This is a genomic window from Paenibacillus endophyticus (assembly GCF_014192395.1).
Classification (GTDB): domain Bacteria; phylum Bacillota; class Bacilli; order Paenibacillales; family Paenibacillaceae; genus Pristimantibacillus; species Pristimantibacillus endophyticus.
Genome location: NZ_JACHXW010000008.1, coordinates 155,728 through 173,775, shown reverse-complemented (window position 1 = coordinate 173,775; position 18,048 = coordinate 155,728). Strand labels below are relative to the sequence as shown.

At 47.8% G+C, this 18,048-nt stretch carries 18 protein-coding genes; 16 read left to right on the top strand and 2 right to left on the bottom strand.

Annotation, left to right across the window (positions count from 1 at the left end; all coding sequences use genetic code 11):
- Nucleotides 1-50 precede the first annotated feature (50 nt).
- The 9 genes from FHS16_RS15420 to FHS16_RS15380 all read left to right on the top strand — a co-directional run bounded on the left by FHS16_RS15420 (nt 51) and on the right by FHS16_RS15380 (nt 6,297).
- The gene (locus FHS16_RS15420) at nt 51-575 is read left to right on the top strand and encodes a YqeG family HAD IIIA-type phosphatase (RefSeq protein ID WP_183563981.1); all 525 of its coding nucleotides are present in this window, start codon (nt 51-53) and stop codon (nt 573-575) included.
- A complete protein-coding gene (gene yqeH, locus FHS16_RS15415; protein ID WP_183564228.1) occupies nt 575-1,699 on the top strand; it encodes a ribosome biogenesis GTPase YqeH in 1,125 nt (374 codons plus the stop codon). Before FHS16_RS15420 ends, yqeH begins: the two co-directional genes overlap by 1 nt.
- A 30-nt stretch (nt 1,700-1,729) precedes the next feature.
- Nucleotides 1,730-2,599: a shikimate dehydrogenase gene (gene aroE / locus FHS16_RS15410; protein ID WP_312890920.1), complete on the top strand. Its 870-nt coding sequence runs from the start codon at nt 1,730-1,732 to the stop codon at nt 2,597-2,599.
- A gap of 67 nt (nt 2,600-2,666) precedes the next feature.
- The gene (gene yhbY / locus FHS16_RS15405) at nt 2,667-2,972 is read left to right on the top strand and encodes a ribosome assembly RNA-binding protein YhbY (protein ID WP_183563978.1); all 306 of its coding nucleotides are present in this window, start codon (nt 2,667-2,669) and stop codon (nt 2,970-2,972) included.
- 113 nt (nt 2,973-3,085) lie between these two features.
- The gene (gene nadD, locus FHS16_RS15400; protein WP_183563975.1) at nt 3,086-3,676 is read left to right on the top strand and encodes a nicotinate-nucleotide adenylyltransferase; all 591 of its coding nucleotides are present in this window, start codon (nt 3,086-3,088) and stop codon (nt 3,674-3,676) included.
- Nucleotides 3,666-4,220, top strand: a complete 555-nt coding sequence (gene yqeK / locus FHS16_RS15395) for a bis(5'-nucleosyl)-tetraphosphatase (symmetrical) YqeK (RefSeq protein WP_183563972.1) — start codon at nt 3,666-3,668, stop codon at nt 4,218-4,220. The genes nadD and yqeK overlap by 11 nt, the downstream gene beginning before the upstream one ends.
- A 21-nt stretch (nt 4,221-4,241) precedes the next feature.
- Nucleotides 4,242-4,589, top strand: a complete 348-nt coding sequence (gene rsfS, locus FHS16_RS15390) for a ribosome silencing factor (protein WP_183563969.1) — start codon at nt 4,242-4,244, stop codon at nt 4,587-4,589.
- Complete coding sequence (locus tag FHS16_RS15385) at nt 4,586-5,533, top strand: CvfB family protein (protein ID WP_183563966.1); 948 nt, start codon at nt 4,586-4,588, stop codon at nt 5,531-5,533. The genes rsfS and FHS16_RS15385 overlap by 4 nt, the downstream gene beginning before the upstream one ends.
- Entirely contained in the window at nt 5,530-6,297 is a 768-nt protein-coding gene (locus FHS16_RS15380) for a class I SAM-dependent DNA methyltransferase (RefSeq protein WP_183563963.1), read from the top strand. Before FHS16_RS15385 ends, FHS16_RS15380 begins: the two co-directional genes overlap by 4 nt.
- Before the next feature lie 111 nt (nt 6,298-6,408).
- Here FHS16_RS15380 and FHS16_RS15375 read toward each other — a convergent pair whose 3' ends face one another.
- Nucleotides 6,409-6,693 carry a hypothetical protein gene (locus FHS16_RS15375; protein WP_183563960.1) on the bottom strand — a complete coding sequence of 95 codons (285 nt, stop codon included), beginning with the start codon at nt 6,691-6,693 and terminating at the stop codon, nt 6,409-6,411.
- Nucleotides 6,694-7,044: 351 nt separating this feature from the next.
- Between FHS16_RS15375 and FHS16_RS15370 the strand changes: the two genes are divergently transcribed.
- Nucleotides 7,045-7,485 carry a MerR family transcriptional regulator gene (locus FHS16_RS15370; RefSeq protein WP_183563957.1) on the top strand — a complete coding sequence of 147 codons (441 nt, stop codon included), beginning with the start codon at nt 7,045-7,047 and terminating at the stop codon, nt 7,483-7,485.
- Between the two features lie 218 nt (nt 7,486-7,703).
- On the opposite strand, the gene FHS16_RS15365 is transcribed toward FHS16_RS15370, so the two are convergent.
- Complete coding sequence (locus FHS16_RS15365; protein WP_183563953.1) at nt 7,704-7,925, bottom strand: hypothetical protein; 222 nt, start codon at nt 7,923-7,925, stop codon at nt 7,704-7,706.
- A gap of 277 nt (nt 7,926-8,202) precedes the next feature.
- On the opposite strand from FHS16_RS15365, the gene nrdI reads away from it, so the two are divergent.
- The 6 genes from nrdI to FHS16_RS15335 all read left to right on the top strand — a co-directional run bounded on the left by nrdI (nt 8,203) and on the right by FHS16_RS15335 (nt 18,047).
- Nucleotides 8,203-8,562: a class Ib ribonucleoside-diphosphate reductase assembly flavoprotein NrdI gene (nrdI, locus tag FHS16_RS15360; protein ID WP_183563949.1), complete on the top strand. Its 360-nt coding sequence runs from the start codon at nt 8,203-8,205 to the stop codon at nt 8,560-8,562.
- Entirely contained in the window at nt 8,549-10,633 is a 2,085-nt protein-coding gene (gene nrdE, locus FHS16_RS15355) for a class 1b ribonucleoside-diphosphate reductase subunit alpha (protein ID WP_183563946.1), read from the top strand. The genes nrdI and nrdE overlap by 14 nt, the downstream gene beginning before the upstream one ends.
- 46 nt (nt 10,634-10,679) lie before the next feature.
- Nucleotides 10,680-11,636: a class 1b ribonucleoside-diphosphate reductase subunit beta gene (gene nrdF / locus FHS16_RS15350; RefSeq protein ID WP_183563943.1), complete on the top strand. Its 957-nt coding sequence runs from the start codon at nt 10,680-10,682 to the stop codon at nt 11,634-11,636.
- A 394-nt stretch (nt 11,637-12,030) separates the two neighbouring features.
- Nucleotides 12,031-14,088, top strand: a complete 2,058-nt coding sequence (locus FHS16_RS15345) for a GxGYxYP domain-containing protein (RefSeq protein ID WP_183563940.1) — start codon at nt 12,031-12,033, stop codon at nt 14,086-14,088.
- Nucleotides 14,089-14,251: 163 nt separating this feature from the next.
- On the top strand, nt 14,252-15,394 hold the full coding sequence (locus FHS16_RS15340) for a GntR family transcriptional regulator (RefSeq protein ID WP_183563937.1): 1,143 nt from the start codon (nt 14,252-14,254) through the stop codon (nt 15,392-15,394).
- A 463-nt stretch (nt 15,395-15,857) separates the two neighbouring features.
- A complete protein-coding gene (locus FHS16_RS15335; RefSeq protein ID WP_183563934.1) occupies nt 15,858-18,047 on the top strand; it encodes a hypothetical protein in 2,190 nt (729 codons plus the stop codon).
- Nucleotide 18,048: the final 1 nt, after the last annotated feature.

Below are 18,048 nucleotides of genomic sequence, written 5' to 3'. Positions count from 1 at the left end.
GTATGGTATAGTTTCGTAAGATAGCAGGCAGAAAGCAGAGGGAATCCATTATGTTTGAACGGCTGTTGCCGCATATGCGCGTTAATACAGTTTATGAAATTAATTTAGATGAGCTGCATGCAAGAGGCGTTCGCGGCATCATTACGGATTTGGATAATACGCTCGTCGGTGCCAAGGAGGCGTTAGCTACGCCTGAGCTTGTGCATTGGCTTGATTATGTTCGCTCACGTGGCTTCCAGGTTGTTATCGTGTCGAACAACAATGAAACCCGCGTTGGAAAGTTTGCGGCGCCGTTGAATATTCCATATATTCACGCAGCACGCAAGCCTGCCGGCAAAGCGTTCAAGAAAGCGCTAGGTGTGCTCGGCTTAGCCGTTGAGCATACTGTCGTTATTGGCGATCAAATGCTGACGGATGTGTTAGGCGGCAACAGAATGGGACTGTATACCATTCTCGTATTGCCGATTGCACCTGCCGATGAGGGCATAATGACGCGAGTGAACCGCCAAATTGAACGGTTTGCTTTAGTACGTTTAAGGAAAAAAGGGTTATGGTATGAGGGGGAAAAGAAGTGATGGAAGAACAGCTTAGTCAGGCATCCGGTTCATGTGCAGGCTGCGGTGTAGCGCTGCAAACGAAAAGTGTCGAATTGCCCGGTTATTTGCCGGAAGCGGCAATTGGCAGGGAGCCGGTTATATGCCAAAGATGTTTCCGTATTCGCAATTATAATGAAGCTTCATCCGTAGCGGTAGATCAGGATGACTTCTTAAGGCTGCTAGGCAGCATCGGAAGTACGGATAGCCTTGTAGTGCATATTGTCGATTTGTACGACTTCGAAGGCAGCTTAATCTCGGGATTGCAGCGATTCGTGGGCAACAACCCGGTACTGCTCGTCGTGAACAAAATTGACTTGCTTCCGAAAGCGATGAATGTCAATCGTTTGCGGAACTGGGTTCAGAAGCAAGCGAAGGAAGAGGGCTTGCGGACCGTTGACGTCGTCTTATGCAGCGCGAAACGCAATATGGGCTTCGAACGCGTTATTGAAGCGCTCGAGCAGTATCGGAACGGCCGCGATGTGTATGTGGTCGGCGCGACTAATGTAGGCAAATCAACGCTCATTAATCGGCTTATTAGAGACTACAGCGATATGGAGCGCGAGTTGACTACTTCCCGTTACCCGGGAACGACGCTTGATGCCGTTCATATCCCGCTCGAGGATGGGAAGGCGATTATCGATACACCAGGAATCGTATACACGACGCGTATGACCGAGGTTGTGCCGCGCAGCTTTCTTGGCTCGCTATTGCCGGACAAGCCGATTAAGCCGCTCGTGTATCAATTGAATTCAGGCCAGTCGCTGTTTATAGGCAGTCTTGTCCGTTTTGATTTCGTCGAGGGAGATCGCCAATCCTTCACGTTCTACGTGTCTAATGCACTCAATATGCACCGAACGAAGCTGGAGCGGGCTGATGAGCTTTATGCGGATCACCGCGGTCAACTGCTTGGCGGACCTACACTTGAAGAGCTTGAGACGATTCCGGCTTGGACGAGGCATTCGCTGCGCGTCAAACGAGGCGTAAACAAGGATGTATTCATTTCTGGTCTTGGCTGGATTCAAGTGAACGGAACTGGCGGGGCTGTTATTGATATTTATGCGCCAAAGGGCGTTAAGGTCATGCTCCGTGATTCAATGATTTAGTCCAACAATGCCTCTGGGAGGGAATTTACTGTGACGAACGCGGGCGCAGGAAATCGGATTGACAGCAATACCCTCTTGTTCGGCGTAATCGGCAATCCGATCCGGCATTCGAAATCACCGATCATGATGAACCGTGCCTTTCGGGAAACGGGAATTAATGGCGTATATACGGCATTTCATGTTACGTCTGATCGAATTGCGGATTTTGCTGCAGGCGTGCGCGCAATGGGAATTCGCGGCGTAAACGTGACTATCCCGCATAAGCTGGACATTATGTCCGTGCTTGATGAAATCGATGCCAGCGCGCAGGCGATTGGCGCGGTAAACACGATTGTAAACGAAGAAGGACGTCTTATCGGTTATAATACGGACGGAATCGGTTATGTCCGTTCATTAAAGGAAGAAGCGGAACGCGAATTGGCTGGCAAGCGCATCGTCGTCATTGGTGCGGGCGGAGCGTCCCGCGGAATCGTATATGCGTTAGCGAATGAGCGTCCCGCTCGCATTACTATTTCCAACCGCTCTCTTGATCGGGCGCAGGAACTAGCAGTTTCTTTGCAAGATGCAGCAGACATAATCGCCATCACGCATCATGAACTTCAAGCCGCTTGCGAGGAGGCAGATATTGTCATCAACACGACGTCCGTCGGTATGTTTCCGAATATCGAGGAGACACCGGTTAATGCAAGCTGGCTGAAGCAGGATGCTGTCGCAAGCGACTTGATTTATAATCCCTTAAAAACCAAGTTTCTGCTGGAAGCTGAGCAGCGCGGCTGCCGCATTCACGGCGGACTCGGCATGTTTATCTATCAAGGCGCTTATGCATTCGAGTATTGGACTGGCCAGCCTGCTCCGGCAGCGGCTATGCGGGAGACGGTACTCGCCTCCCTGCAGCAATAACCTGTCATTCATTTGTTATTACGGATTAAATAAATGAAACATCGAGATGAAAGAAGGAACTATTCACATGCTTACTGGCAAACAAAAACGTTATTTAAGATCACTCGCTCATCACCTGACTCCTATCTTCCAAGTAGGAAAAGGCGGCACAAACGATCATTTGGTTCGTCATATCGAAGAAGCAATCGAATCTCGGGAGCTAATTAAGGTTTCCGTACTGAACAACTGCTTGGACGATCCGAAAGAAATCGGAGCCGAAGTCGCTGCTGCAGCCGGAGCCGAGCTTGTACAGGTTATCGGCAAGACGATTGTTCTATACAAAGAATCTAAGGACAATAAACAAATTGAGCTGCCGAGCGCAGCCCGCAAATAAATCGGCTTGATCGTTCGGAGCATGGCTGAGCAAAGGGACTAGCTTCCTTACCAGGTTTGGCTAGCGAAAGCGGCAGCTCCGCATGTGCTTTAATTCAAGGAGGCGTTCGCAGAATGAGTAAGATTGGCATTATGGGGGGCACCTTTGATCCCATCCATATCGGGCACTTGATTGCGGCGGAAACGGCGCGTGAGCTATGCGGCCTGCAAGAGGTATGGTTTATTCCTTCTTACGGTCCTCCTCTCAAAGCAAATGAGCCAGGTGTAAGCGGATTGCATCGCTTCGAGATGGTGTGCGAAGCTACACGGAGCAACCCCGCTTTCCGCGTGCTCGATATAGAGCTGAAGCGCGGGGGAATCAGCTACTCCTATGATACGGTTCTGGAACTTCAGAAACATAATCCCAATGATTCTTTCGCATATATTATCGGATCGGATCGCATTAATGACCTGCCTGAATGGCATAAGATCGAGGATTTGGCAGCCCGGGTCTCCTTCATAGGCTTGGAGCGTCCCGGAACACCTATCCAGCTGGCGGCTTTGCCGAACTATTTGCAGGAGCGGATCATGCTGATTCCGATGCCTGCGATCGAGATATCTTCGACAATGATTCGCGGTAAGCTGGACGGCGGACATTCGGCACGATATCTTATACCTGATTTGGTGTATAGCTACATGAGGAGGCACAAGCTGTATGAATCGTGAGCAAATGATCGAAAAGGTAAAGGCAGAGATGCCGGAGCGAAGATGGCTCCATACACAGGGCGTGATGGATACGGCAATCGTTCTTGCGAAGCGTTTCGGCGAAGACCCGGTACGTTCTGAGCTAGCTGCTATTCTTCATGACGTAGCCAAGTACTGGCCAACGGAGCGGATGAAACAGGTTATTCAGGAGCAGTCGCTTCCTGCTGATCTGCTCTATTACGATAAGGAATTATGGCATGCCCCTGTAGGTGCTTGGATAGCTGAGCACGAATACGGTGTTACGGATTCAGAAGTGCTGAATGCTATTCGGTATCATACTTCAGGGCGACGGGGCATGACTAAGCTGGAGAAAATCGTTTGTCTGGCTGACTATATGGAGCCGGGCCGGGATTTCCCTGGTGTGAACGATATTCGCAGACTAAGCGAGCAGTTTCTGGATGAAGCCTTGCTAGCTGGTTTTAACTCAACGATTTCCTTCTTGATTCAGAAGGGGAAACGGATCTTTCCGCTAACGGTTGAAGCGAGAAATGGTTTATTAGAATAATAGGTTAGAGGAGGATAAAAGATGGCGGTACATTCAGATGAATTGCTTCAAATTGCGGTCGCAGCGGCAGAAGATAAAAAAGCGGTTAAGGTCGTTGCTTTAAATTTAAAAGAGGTTTCTTTGGTAGCGGATTATTTCATTATCTGCAGCGGTAATTCAGATACGCAGGTACAGGCTATTGCGACAGAGATCCGCAAGCAGGCAGAGAAAAACGGCACGCGTATACGCGGCATTGAAGGCATGGACTCGGCAAGATGGGTGCTGATTGATCTCGGAGACGTGATTGTACACGTATTCCACCGTGATGAGCGTGAATATTACAATATCGAGCGGCTTTGGTCCGATGCGAAGGTTGTGGAGTTCGCATGAGTTTTGTAGCCGGTACGACCGAAACGCTTAGGGTTGACCGAGAAGTATCGCCTTATGGTTATTTTCTGAGCAATGGAGAGTCGGATGTGCTTATGCACTATACCGAGCTTGTTGGCTCGAAGCCGAAAATTGGCGATCAAGTTGAAGTTTTTTTGTTTTTTGATTCAGAGGATCGCTTAGCGGCAACGATGAAGAAGCCGCTGCTTCAGCTGGGCGAGCTAGCGCGCCTTCAGGTTGCGGATGTCCATCCTAGACTTGGATGTTTTCTTGAAATGGGCCTTGGCAGGCAATTGCTGCTTCCACTCTCAGAACTGCCGGAGAGCATAGAATACCGTCCTCTTCCAGGGGACGAAGTATTTGTTGTGATGAAGCATGACAAGATCGGCAGGCTGGTGGCCAAAATCGCATTTGAGGAAGAGCTGTCGGAGCTTGTATTTCCTGCTCCTGACAGTTGGAATAATCAATGGGTTGAGGGTTGGGTCACGAAAACGCTGCAGCTTGGCTCCTTCGTTATGATTGATGGCGGCGTAGTTGGCTTTGGCGTCTATGGTTTAATTCCTAGTGCTGAACGCATTCGTCCGCTGCGGCTTGGCGAACGCGTTAGCGCCCGTATCACTTTCATTCGCGAGGATGGCAGAGCGAATCTATCCATGGCGCAGCGTAAAGAGGTTGGTCGGATAGAGGATGCCGATCGCATCTTGGCTTTCATGAAGGAGCGGCCAGGCGGCGGTATGCCGTATTCCGACCAAACCGATGCAGACATCATTAAACAAAAATTCGGGATCAGCAAAGGCGCATTCAAACGTGCCGTCGGCAAGCTCATGCGAGAAAGGCTCGTTACGCAAAAAGGCAGCTGGACTTATTTGGCTGATCAATCACCTGCGGTCCAGGTAGAGAACGCCGATGCGCACAGCAGCGAGGCTGAAGGAGCTGACGGGCAATGACCAGCTCATACGGTCAGTTTGCTACCGTATATGACCAGCTCATGGAGGATATGCCCTACGCAGATTGGCTAGGCTTCGCAAGAGCCGGCTGGTCGCGTTACGGTATGCCCGCAACGGTTGTTGACCTAGGCTGCGGTACCGGCAGCATATCTATCCCGCTGGCACGTTCGGGCTTTCATGTGTACGGCATTGATTTGTCATCCGACATGCTCGCGGTTGCTCGCAGCAAATGGGATGAGCCCCCTCAGCTCGTTGCTAGGCCGCGGTCAGGATCACTCAGGTGGCTGCAGCAGGACATGAGGGAGTGGGAGCTTCAGGAGCCGGTAGATGCGGTAATATCGTTTTGTGATTGTTTGAATTATTTAACCGAAGAAGCCGATATTGAAGCTGCTTTCCGTGCAACCTACCTTGGCTTGCGGGACGGGGGGAGCTTCCTCTTCGATATGCATCCCCCTAAGCAGCTCATTCGTTATTCGGAAGAGCAGCCTTTTGTCTTAGACGAACGGGATGTGGCCTACATATGGACCTGTGATTTCGAGGCGGAGCGCTGCGAGATCGAGCATCATTTGACTATTTTCTCGCGTGATCGGGACTCAGCATTCCAGCGTTTCGAGGAGTCGCATGTGCAGCGAGCTTACGATCCTGATTGGATTGAGGCTGCCTTGCGCCGTGCGGGCTTTCAGATGGTGGACCGATATGCCGATTTCGAGCTTAAACCGGCAGACAGTGATTCCGAGCGGCTTTTTTTCGCCGCTGTCAAATAACGACAGCATCAGCATCGAAAACAAGGGCAATTCTACAAGATAGCGTATCTTGTGGAGTTGCCCTTGTTTCGCGTTATTCGTCTTTCACTGCGGAGCCGAATATGATTTGACTCAGCTGTGCTGCGCGTTGTTTGGATTGAATTCCTTCATATAGATAGTCTTTACTCTTGCTAGAACCTTATGGGCTTGCTCGGTGAAATTCAGCGGGGATACCCGGCCATTTATTAAAAAGTCTCCGGATGCCGCATGCTCAGCTGCTAACGCTCCATTATAAAGCAGCTCTGCACCTTTGCTTGAATGTGGGAAGAACAGTTTGATAATCGGCATCAGGTAAAAGGGGATGCCGGAGCCTTTGCCTTTGCGAATCGTATTGTTCCCTCCTGGATCCACGCTCAAAAGCTTTATGCCCTCGTTAGCGAGCTTGGGAGCGAGTTCTCGTGTCTACAATGAGAGTGCTAGCTTGGAAGCCGCGTAGGGGCCAAACAACTTCGTAAACTCGGTTGGGCGCTGAAGCCTTTCTGAATCAAAATGTTTGATAAACTTAAATGCGTTTTGATGACGGTTTTTAATGAACCGTTCAACAAGAGCTGTTTCAGCTCCATCAATACCACATATGGGGCTACGGTGCGGAATAAATCCTTATTTGGCAGCGGGTTGCTGTGTAGGAAATTTTGTCGACAGTTGTTGACCTGAAGTTCACTCCAAGTTGTATAATGGATGGATTGTTATAGGAAGGAGGCTTATTGAATGACGGGATCGATAGGGATGACAATCAAGGAAACTTCAGAGCAGGCTGGTTTATCCGAGGATACCATTCGTTATTACGAGAAAATTGGTTTGCTGCCGCGAGCGGAACGCAAGGCCAACCGGCATCGGATTTACCAGATTGAAGACGTGGAAACGATGAAGCCCATCACTTGCTTGAAAAAAAGAGGCATGTCATTAGACGAAATGAAGCCTTACCTAGATCTAGCTCGGAACGATGCGCTTCAGGCATCACCGGAAGTATTCGACTTGATTCAAAGCCATAAACGTAAAATCGAGCAGCAGGTTGCTTCCTTGCAGCAGATTATCGATCTTATTGACAGCAGGCTGGTACGGGGCAACTTTGCCGCTGAGGGCTGTTCGCTCCCCGAAGAGGAGAAACGCATGCCGAATGCTCCGGGAGCAAACAGAAGCGTTAGCTAAATGGAGGCGGCGACCGGCCAGCATGCTGGACGAAGTTGGGCATGCGAGCGGGTTGCCTTTCAATCTTATCTACATATAGTATTTAGAAGTCGGATTCTATCAGATTTTGAAGCTGATTGTAATATTTTATCAGTGGGAGCCTAGTGAACGAGAAGTGCTATCGATTTATTCAAATCGCAGTCTTGTATATGTCTAGATCTTGTGTCTCGCGTTGCCAATTATTCACGAAGCGCATCTTTCAACCGGCTGTTCATGCCTGCAGCGGCTGATGCTTTGCGCACGGAATCAAGCTTCATTTTGTTCATTTGTAGGGCAAGCTGTTCATGGTTTTTTTCGAGTGTTTCGATATAAATAAGCAGCTCAGGCACGGTATAGCCCGCATCTTTGAACAGCTTGTCTATCGTTTTCCGTATGTGTTCTGCGTCGGATTTCATGTTCATGCGCGCCTCCTAAATAGCAATAAAATGTCACTATCCCATCATATCCTCATCTGTTAAAATAGTCGAGTGCGACAAAAAAGTAGATTAATATTTTCTCCATAATTTTCATTGACTACTCCTATATATTGATGTAGAATCAAAAACATCAACTACATATTGATGTGGATTGGTGCTTTCAATGATTACCAATGGTAAACCTTGAACTGGCGCGGCTGACGGATTTGCTAGTCGGAGGCGCTTTTTGATTGCTTGAATTCAGTAGGGGAGCGAACGTGTTATGCTAGTTGTCTATGATTCCAAAACAGGTAACGTCAAGCGTTTCATCAAAAAATTGAATATGCGGGCGGTTCCTATTGACGAGAAGGCAGCAGTGGACGAACCGTTCGTGCTGGTCACGTATACAACTGGGTTTGGCCAGGTGCCGGAGAAGGTCACTTCGTTTTTGGAGAACAACGCGGACATGCTTCGCGGCGTTTCTGCCAGCGGCAACCGGAACTGGGGAAGCGGATTCGCTAAAAGCGCGGACACGATCTCCCAAAAGTATGCTGTCCCCGTGATTTTGAAGTTTGAGTTGTCAGGCACGAATCAAGATACGCAACATTTTGTCGAAAGGGTGCGAACCATTGAAGCATATTGAATTGAATAACGAATTGATGCAGCGCGGAGCGGACGGATTCTATCAGCTTGAGAAGGATAAAGAGGCTGTCGCGGCATTTATGGAAGAAGTGGCTGAGAAGAGCGTGAAGTTCGACTCCCTCAAACATAAGCTAAACTACTTAATCGAGAACGATTATTACGATAATGTATATGAAAAATATACACATGAGCAGGTTGAGGCCGTATTTACGCTGACAGCGAGCAGCGGCTTTGAATTCCAGTCCTACATGGCGGCATCGAAGTTCTACAAGGATTACGCAATGAAGACTAACAATAAATTGCAATATTTGGAACAATACTCCGATCGCGTAGCGATTGTTGCCTTGCATCTTGGCGAAGGCGACGCAGCTAGAGCACTTCGAATTGCTGAAGCGATGATTGACCAGCGCTTGCAGCCAGCAACGCCAACCTTCCTGAATGCAGGCAAAAGCCGCCGCGGCGAAATGGTTTCCTGCTTCCTGCTCGAAATGGATGACTCCCTTAACTCCATCAACTACGTGCTAGGCACTTGCATGCAGCTCTCCAAAATCGGTGGAGGCGTTGCCGTTAACCTCTCGAAGCTTCGTGGGCGCGGTGAACCGATCAAAGGCGTAGAAGGTGCTGCAAAAGGCATTATGCCTGTCCTGAAGCTCATGGAGGATGCATTCTCTTATGCGGACCAAATGGGTCAACGCAAAGGCTCAGGCGCCGGCTACTACAATATTTTCGGATGGGACATTATTGAGTTCTTGGATTGCAAGAAGATCAACGCTGACGAAAAGGCGCGTATCAAAACGCTGTCTATCGGCCTGATCATTCCGAACAAATTTTATGAGCTTGCTGCACAAAACAAACCGTTATTCGTATTCGGCCCGCATTCTGTACAGAAAGCATACGGCAAGCATCTTGACGACATGGATATGGACGAGATGTACGAGGAATTGCTCGCCAATGAGCTTGTCACTCGTAAAAAGGTTATGAATGCACGTGATATGCTGACCAAAATCGCTTCGATTCAGCTAGAATCAGGCTACCCATACATTATGAACAAGTCCAACGCCAACAGCGTGCATGCGCTTAAGGATATCGGTTCGATCAAAATGTCCAACCTATGCACGGAGATCTTCCAATTGCAGGAAACTTCAGAAATAAAGGATTACGGCTTCGAAGACGTCATTCAACGCGATATCAGCTGTAACTTGGCTTCGCTTAACATCGTGAATGTAATGGAGCATAAAAAGATTAAAGAATCCGTACATGTCGGCATTGAAGCTTTGACGACAGTCAGCGATTTGTCCAATATTGACAACGCTCCGGGCGTTCGTAAGGCAAATGAAGAGCTTCATTCCGTCGGTCTTGGCGCGATGAATCTGAACGGCTACCTCGCCAAAAACAAAATTGCTTACGAAAGTGAAGAAGCGAAGGATTTTGCCGGCGTATTCTTTATGATGATGAACTTCTATTCACTGGAGCAAAGCATGGAGATCGCAAAAGAACGCGGTATTACGTTCAAGGATTTCGAGCGCTCCGAGTACGCGAAGGGTACTTATTTCACGCGTTATGTAGAGACGGATTACCGTCCCAAAACGGATCGCGTTAAACAATTGTTCGAAGGCATGGAAATTCCGTCGCCGGAGGATTGGGCTGCACTGAAGGCTAAAGTACAAGAGCACGGGTTATACCATGCTTACCGCCTTGCAATCGCACCAACGCAAAGCATCTCGTATATCCAGAACGCAACTTCTAGCGTTATGCCGATCGTTGAGCATATCGAAACGCGTACTTATGCGAACTCGACTACTTATTACCCGATGCCATATTTGGCACAAGAAAACTATTTCTATTACAAATCCGCCTATAATATCGATCAGTTCAAACTGATTGATCTCATAGCCGAAATTGGGCAGCATATTGACCAAGGCATCTCGTCCGTGCTTCATGTAAACAGCAATGTGACGACACGGGAACTGGCGCGTTTCTATGTTTATGCTGCGCAAAAAGGGCTTAAATCTCTCTATTACACAAGAACGAAGCGGCTTTCCGTTGAGGAATGCACAAGCTGTGCTGTTTAAGTTCTATTTTAATTGATGCTTACGTAGCAAAGAAGGAGCTTATCAAATGAAAGCAGTAAACTGGAACCGCCCGGATGATGATTTTACGTTAACATTCTGGCAACAAAACGTTATGCAATTTTGGACGGATGAAGAAATTCCGTTGTCGGACGATAAAATGGATTGGATGGAAATGACAGACGCTGAGCGCACGCTTTACAAAAACGTGCTTGGCGGCCTGACACTTCTGGATACGATTCAAGGCGGCATCGGCATGCCGAAGATTCTGGAGCATGTAGACGGTCTGCAGCGCAAAGCTGTACTCTCTTTCATGTCCATGATGGAGCAAATCCACGCCAAGTCATACAGCAGCATTTTCACGACCTTAGCATCAGGCGAGGAGATCGATGAGATCTTCTTATGGGTAGAAAGCAATGAGCAGCTGCAGAAGAAAGCGAACCTTATTTCTTCTTGGTATTCGAATATTACGGGACCTAAAGAGCTATACAAAGCAATGGCTGCGTCTGTGTTCCTAGAAAGCTACCTGTTCTACAGCGGCTTCTTCTATCCGCTTTACTTAGCTGGACAAGGCAAAATGACGAGCAGCGGCGAAATCATCGATTTGATTCTACGCGATGAGAGTATCCATGGCTTGTACGTCGGTGTTCTTGCGCAGGAACTGTTCGCTACGTTTAGCGAGGAGGAGCAAGAGCAGCTTCAAATCGAGTTGTACGCGCTCCTGAATGAGCTGTACGAGAACGAAGTCGTGTACACAGAGCATTTGTACGCGCCACTCGGCCTTGCTGAGGAAGTGAATGTATACGTCCGCTACAATGCGAACAAAGCGCTGATGAACCTCGGCATGGAGCCGCATTTCCCGGAAGAGCCGGTTAACCCAATCGTGTTCAACGGAATTAGCACGCATACCAAGCAGCATGATTTCTTCTCCAAAAAAGGAAATGGCTACGTACGCACGATTCATGTTGAGCCACTGAACGATGATGACTTCGTATTCAACTTTTAATTAGCATTGCACTTCTATATAACAAATAATACCTCTGCCGCTACAAGATCATTTGTAGCCGCAGAGGTTTTTCTTTTGTTCAGGGATAGAACTAAAGCATTAGAAGATTAAAATTTATGTTTTAAGCGCTTACATAATTGGAAAATCGTTATTTTGAAGGGGATTTAGAACTTATAGGCGAGAATAACTAACGCAAATGCTAAAATGTGCAACAAGAGAATCATATTGATGTCATAGCATAGGAGCTTTTGTCGAAGTAGTTGTAATAACATTATGAATATAATAAATATATATTAGTGAGGAAGCGAGACAACACTGCGCGGGAAGGGGCGAGAGTTTATGCGGATGTCGGAAAGCTATCCTCCCAAAAAACAACTAAACCGAGGTGTAGAACATGTTGCGTAAGCTAACCGTAATAGGAGTCGCTATTGTCTGTACGCTTTCCATGTCTTTAGGGGCGTCTGCCGCCGAATCCAAACCGCAGCCGCAAGCGAGCACGATTACTTGGCCAGAGAAGCAAGCTCTGCCCCAATTCTCGAAAATTAAGCATTTGGATGTGGCAGATATTTATGATGCGCCCGGTGATATAAAGATTATGATGGCGACCTTGCAAGGGCTTGTAAACCGTGCGGAGCCGCGCATTTATTTGTTGGAAAACAAAGAGGAAGGAAAATTCACCTGGCTGAATGATCTGGATGTCACTTACAAGGTTAGGGACGATTATTGGCAAATTGTCCGTACGTATAAGAAGGAAATCAACGGAATGGTTATCTATGACCCCAAAGTTCCAGACTCTGTCAATGTTGCGACCACGCTCGCGGGGTTGAAGGGCTCTGTAGTCGTAAGCCCTGAGCTCGCTGAGAAGCTGAAGGCTGCGCCTTACGACTTGAAGGTTGTGGAGGATCTGCAAGGAAAATTCAAGAATAGGCTGGATGCTTACACGTGGCAATATGACAATCTATGGAGCCAAACGACGCATAAAATGCTTGTAGGACTTAGCCCTGAAACCTCAATCAGGCTTCCTGAGAATCAAGGCGATCTATTCACGGTCATTGCCGAAGATAAAACGCAGGAGCGCGATGGCGCGAATAGACAGATATATGAGCTTGATCTAAGCGCTAGCCTTGGCAAATCTGACGTCTATCTCCGATTTGATGATGCATATACCCAGGATGGTTGGGGGAGCGCGGTACATCAGGTGACGGTTAAAGCGGATGGGCAAACCATCGCGACATTCATACCGGGAACACCGGAAGAAGAGGCATTCCTGTACGATCGTCAGAGCTCGCAGGTTTCCACTGGAGACGGCGGGCATCGATTCGCGGATAATGGCCGTTATTTTATTTACAAATTCACCCCGCCTGCAGGTACGAAGCAGTTGACGGCTTCCGTTGATATGTGGAACCAATATAAAGTGTCTGTGGGCAATGTTCAGCCTGTATCCTCTGAGCAGAAGGAACCGTATGGTTATCTGCGAGATTATGCGGTAGCAAACAAAGCGATGGTTTTTTGGCTGGATTCCAACGTACCGGAAGAGAAGGAGCTGTTCCAAAAAATTCTTGCAGGAGTAAAGCCGGGAACGCCTTATCTAGGCTGGTTCAGCAATGATACGGACGGCGAGTTCAGCGGGGTTGAAATTACATCGAATTATGGCGTTTATGTGCTTGCGGCTGATTGGTTCAGCAACCTTACCGTATTCTCGGGAACGAAAGCGCAAGCTTTTAAAGACAATTCGGTAAAGGCGCCAAAACTCGAAAACAAAATATACGTGACGTATACGTTCAGCGAAGGTGACAACTTCCAGTATAATCAGCATAGAATGCGGATCCTTTGGGATGATCCGAGCCGAGGCGACGTTCCGCTGAACTGGACATCTAGTCCATTGCTCTATGATGGTGCGCCTGCGATGCTGAATTATTACAGGCAGACCGCTACGAAAAATGATCTACTCATCGCCGGGCCATCAGGAGCAGGATACTTTTATCCGAATGCATGGCCAGCAAAATCATTTGCTGATTTCTTAAAGCAATCTAATTCATACATGGAGAAGACAGGCATGACGATTCCTTACGTGCTGAATCGTGTGAACAGCGAGAATGTACCGCTGAGTGAGGCACATGCGGCTGCTTATATGAAGGAATATAAGCCTGCGGGGCTGTTCCTAAGCTGGGAGGATCGTCATGGCGTAGAGATTATTGACGGTAAGCTTCCTGTCTCTACGATTCAAGGCATCAGCACAGTGGAGGATGGCGAGCGGATTCTTACAGAAGCCAAAGCGAAATGGGATGGCAAGTCCCCGATGTTCATCTCCTTGGGCTTGCTCGCTTGGAGCTTGACGCCTTCGGACATTGCAGAGCTGCAAGCGAAACTGGGGTCGGAGTATGAAGCTGTCCGCGCAGATCAATATTTCTCGTTAATCCGCAGTGCGAATGGCTTGCCTGCTAAACCGTAATCAAAGATAGAAAAGAAACAGAGAGGACACCGGACATTGCGGTTGTCCTCTCTAATTAGATTATTGAGTATTTTCATATAGGAAGGCTGGAAACTATTGAAAAAAACAATCAAAACATATATTATATATAACATAACAAATATACAGAATTTTTGGTGAAAACATGAAAAATGAGCGCATGCCATTGTATCAGCAAATTCAGGATTATATTAAAGAACTTATACTATCCTCGGGCCTGAAGCAGGGTGACCGTATCCCTACAGAGAAGGAGCTTATGGAGCTCTTTAACGTGAGTAAAATTACAGTTGTGAACGCATTGGCTGGCTTGTCGAATGAAGGTGCCATTATTCGGGTTCCGGGAAGAGGAAGCTTCGTCAACAAAACCAAGCCGGAGTTGCCGGAATCCAGCCGCCCATTGGTATCGGTTCAAGGTCAACAGCAGGAAGGTTTGAGGGATCGGTTAATTGGGATCATTATGCCTAGCATTGACGATTACTTCTCCATTCGATTAATCGATGGAATGCAAAAAGGCTTGCTGGAAAAGGGATACCGATCGGTCATTCAATTGACTGGCGGAGTATTGGAGAAAGAAAAGGAAGCCATAAAGCTATTTATGGATTTTGGCGTTGAAGGGCTGCTGATTTTCCCGGTTGACGAAGGACAGTATAACGAAGAAATATTAAGCATGAAATTCAGCGGCTTTCCGTTCGTTCTAATCGACCGTTTTCTGCCTGGCGTAGAGACTGATTATATTGCGTCAGACGGTAGAATCGGTACCCAGCTAGCCGTAGATCACCTTTGGGAATTAGGCCATCGCGAAATCGCCATTTGCTCGGATTCTCCCCTTCAAACCGTTACGGTTCAGGAGCGGATCGATGGTTATATGAACGCCCTTAAAAATAAAGGCGCGCTCATCAACCCTGCTCATATCATTACCGAATTCAGCATAAAGCAAGCCGGTGAGCCAGAAGCTCATCCGTTGTTCAGATATGTCAAAAACCGAATGGCTACCGCTTATATTACGCTCAATGGGAGACTTGGCGCTCATATTCTTCATATGGCAGAACTAGCGGGGCTGCATGTCCCTCGGGATCTGTCGATTATTACGTTTGACGATTCCGCAGCCATTATAGAAGGAGTGACCGACTTCACGCATGTTAAGCAGTTTGAGCATGAAATCGGATATAAAGCGGCAGGCTTGCTGCTTAATCGCATTCATTCAGGCGAAGACAATAAGGGGAAATATACTAAAATCATTATAAAACCAGAGTTAATTACTCGGCATACGACAAGTGCATGCAAGTGAATATGCTGCGATGGAAAAGGCTGTTCAGACTGTCATTCTCGATGACAACTGGGCAGCCTTTTCTTTGTGCTGGGATGATATGAAGGTTTTGATGGATGGTTTTAATCAATGGCTCAAAGGGATGAATGGATTGAATATCATTTTACGAATTAAATATATTAAATATAATAAAAGGAATTAAAACATATTATTCGACAAAGTTCTTCTTGTGTGACTCACGAAAATGCTGAGAAGTAGGCTGGAAGACGAACGGAAATGATGTTTTCGAGTTTTTTAGTGCTTATGAATCAGTTAAATTCCCTTAAACTGTAAATTTAAGATTAAAAGTTGGTTGTTTTCTCTTCAAAAAATGAGAAAACTTTATATTGAATATATACATATAAAAAGCTATACTGAGGAAGAATTAGTCAAACCAAATAAATGGCAATTCAGAACCTATACCGTCCGCGAGGAGGTCTTGCATTTGGCCAGAGATCGACGCGAAGAAAAAACGGGTTTTCAGGAGTCGGCGCCGTATGGCGCTTCCTATGACTTACAGACCGACTTTGTTATGGTCTACGGAATCGATGAGACGATGCCGGAACGAATTCGGCAGTGGAGCGAAAAAGGCTACATTATTCATTTGATGACCGGGGTAGCATGGGGAAATTATCAAGATTACTTAGATGGACATGTGGATGGGCGAAACCACTGGGATGAGGCACAGACCGACAGGAATGGCGAACGCATCATACACGGCGTTACGCCGGATATTCCTTATATGGTCCCTACCCTGAGCTATACGAATTTTTTGGCAGAATCCATTCGTTTAGCGGTCGACGCTGGCGTAGAGGCCATTCATTTGGAGGAGCCGGAGTTTTGGGTAAATGGAGGTTATTCGGAAGCGTTCAAGCGGGAATGGCGATTGTATTACAGAGAGCCTTGGTCACCGCCTCATTCGTCCGCAGATGCACAGTTCAGAGCTTCAAAGCTAAAGGCGCATCTATACACTCGCAGCTTGGATCGTTTATGTACGGAATTAAAGGAATATGCCTTGACGCGGTACGAACGTGATTTGCGCTTTTATGTGCCGACCCATAGTCTGATCAACTACACGCAGTGGAGAATCGTAAGTCCGGAATCGCAATTAATTGATCTTCCCTCAGTCGATGGCTACATTGCCCAAATTTGGACAGGGACGTCGCGAACACCGAATGTTTATAAAGGGATAAGGAAAGAAAGAACCTTCGAAACCGCCTATCTCGAGTATGGCATTATGCAAGAGCTGGTCAGGGGAACGGGGAAACGGATGTGGTTTCTTCACGATCCAATCGAAGATAATCCAACCTATACTTGGGCGGATTACAAGCAGAACTATTGCCGAATCGTAGTGGCTTCACTGCTTCATCCCGAAGTTTCCCGCTATGAGGTATCACCTTGGCCGAGACGGGTTTTTGAAGGGCAATATCCATCGGAAGACGGCAGCGGGAAAGAAGGTATACCGCCAGGCTACGCTACCATGCTGCTGAACATCATGCATACGCTTGGAAATATGGAACATGAATTGGAGCCAGCCGAGGAATTGATGTCGCGGGTTGGCGTGTTAATTGCAGATTCGGCAATGTTCCAACGCTTGAAGTTCGATGAAAATAGTTCTGATCCGTTAAACAAGTATGACGGGACGAGTACAGCTGCTCTCGCGTCGAATGGCGACACGGACTTGCTCGATTTCTCTTCTTTCTATGGACTGGCGCTGCCGCTGCTCAAACAAGGCATTCCGGTTCGACCCGTGCAGTTGGATAATGTACGCAGATTCGCGGATTATCTGAGTGATTACCGGGTCCTATTGCTAAGCTACGAGTTCATGAAGCCAGAATTTCCGGATCTGCATTTTGCGTTAGCCGGATGGGTCAGAAACGGAGGAGCACTCATCTATGTGGGAGACGACTCAGATCCCTACCACTCGATTCGCGCTTGGTGGAATGAAGGAAGTTTGAGCTATGCCTCTCCGAGAGAGCATCTATTCGCGCAATTGGATATAGACGGTGCACATAGCAGCGTGAATTCAGTGGGTAAAGGAGCGGTTGGATATCTAGCCGTCAATCCCGACTCTTGCGCGAATTCCGCCGAAGGTGCCGCTGCGCTTCTGGACATGGTAGCGAGTACGGTTAGCTCGGTTGCGAGCGCGCCAGTAGAGCTACAGACCAAGCACTACTTCCATCTGCGGAGAGGCCCGTATATCATAGCCGCTGTGCTGGAAGAATCCGTAGCAGAGACGCCACTCACGATTGCAGGCCCTGTCATTGATTTATTCGATCCGGAGCTCCCGATTTTGCCAGAGGTTAGCCTGGCTCCAGATGAGCAAGCCTTTTTGTATGATGTGGTAAAGGGAAGACCCGCTCATGGGGGAGTCGAATGCATCGCAGCTTCTTCACGAATTGAAGCGCTTGCACAAAGCGAAGCAGGGTTTGAGTTTCGAGTAAAGGGTCCGGAGCGCATACGGGCGGTGGCAAGGTTTTATTGTCCGAAGAAGCCGGTGTCAGCCATGCTGGCATGCAGCGGCAAAAAAGAAATCATCCTGTTCGAGTGGGATGCGGCATCTGAGACGGTTCTGCTGAAATACGAGCATCGCAGCGATGTGGATGTGGTTGTGAAAGTGAGATGGGAAAGCTGAT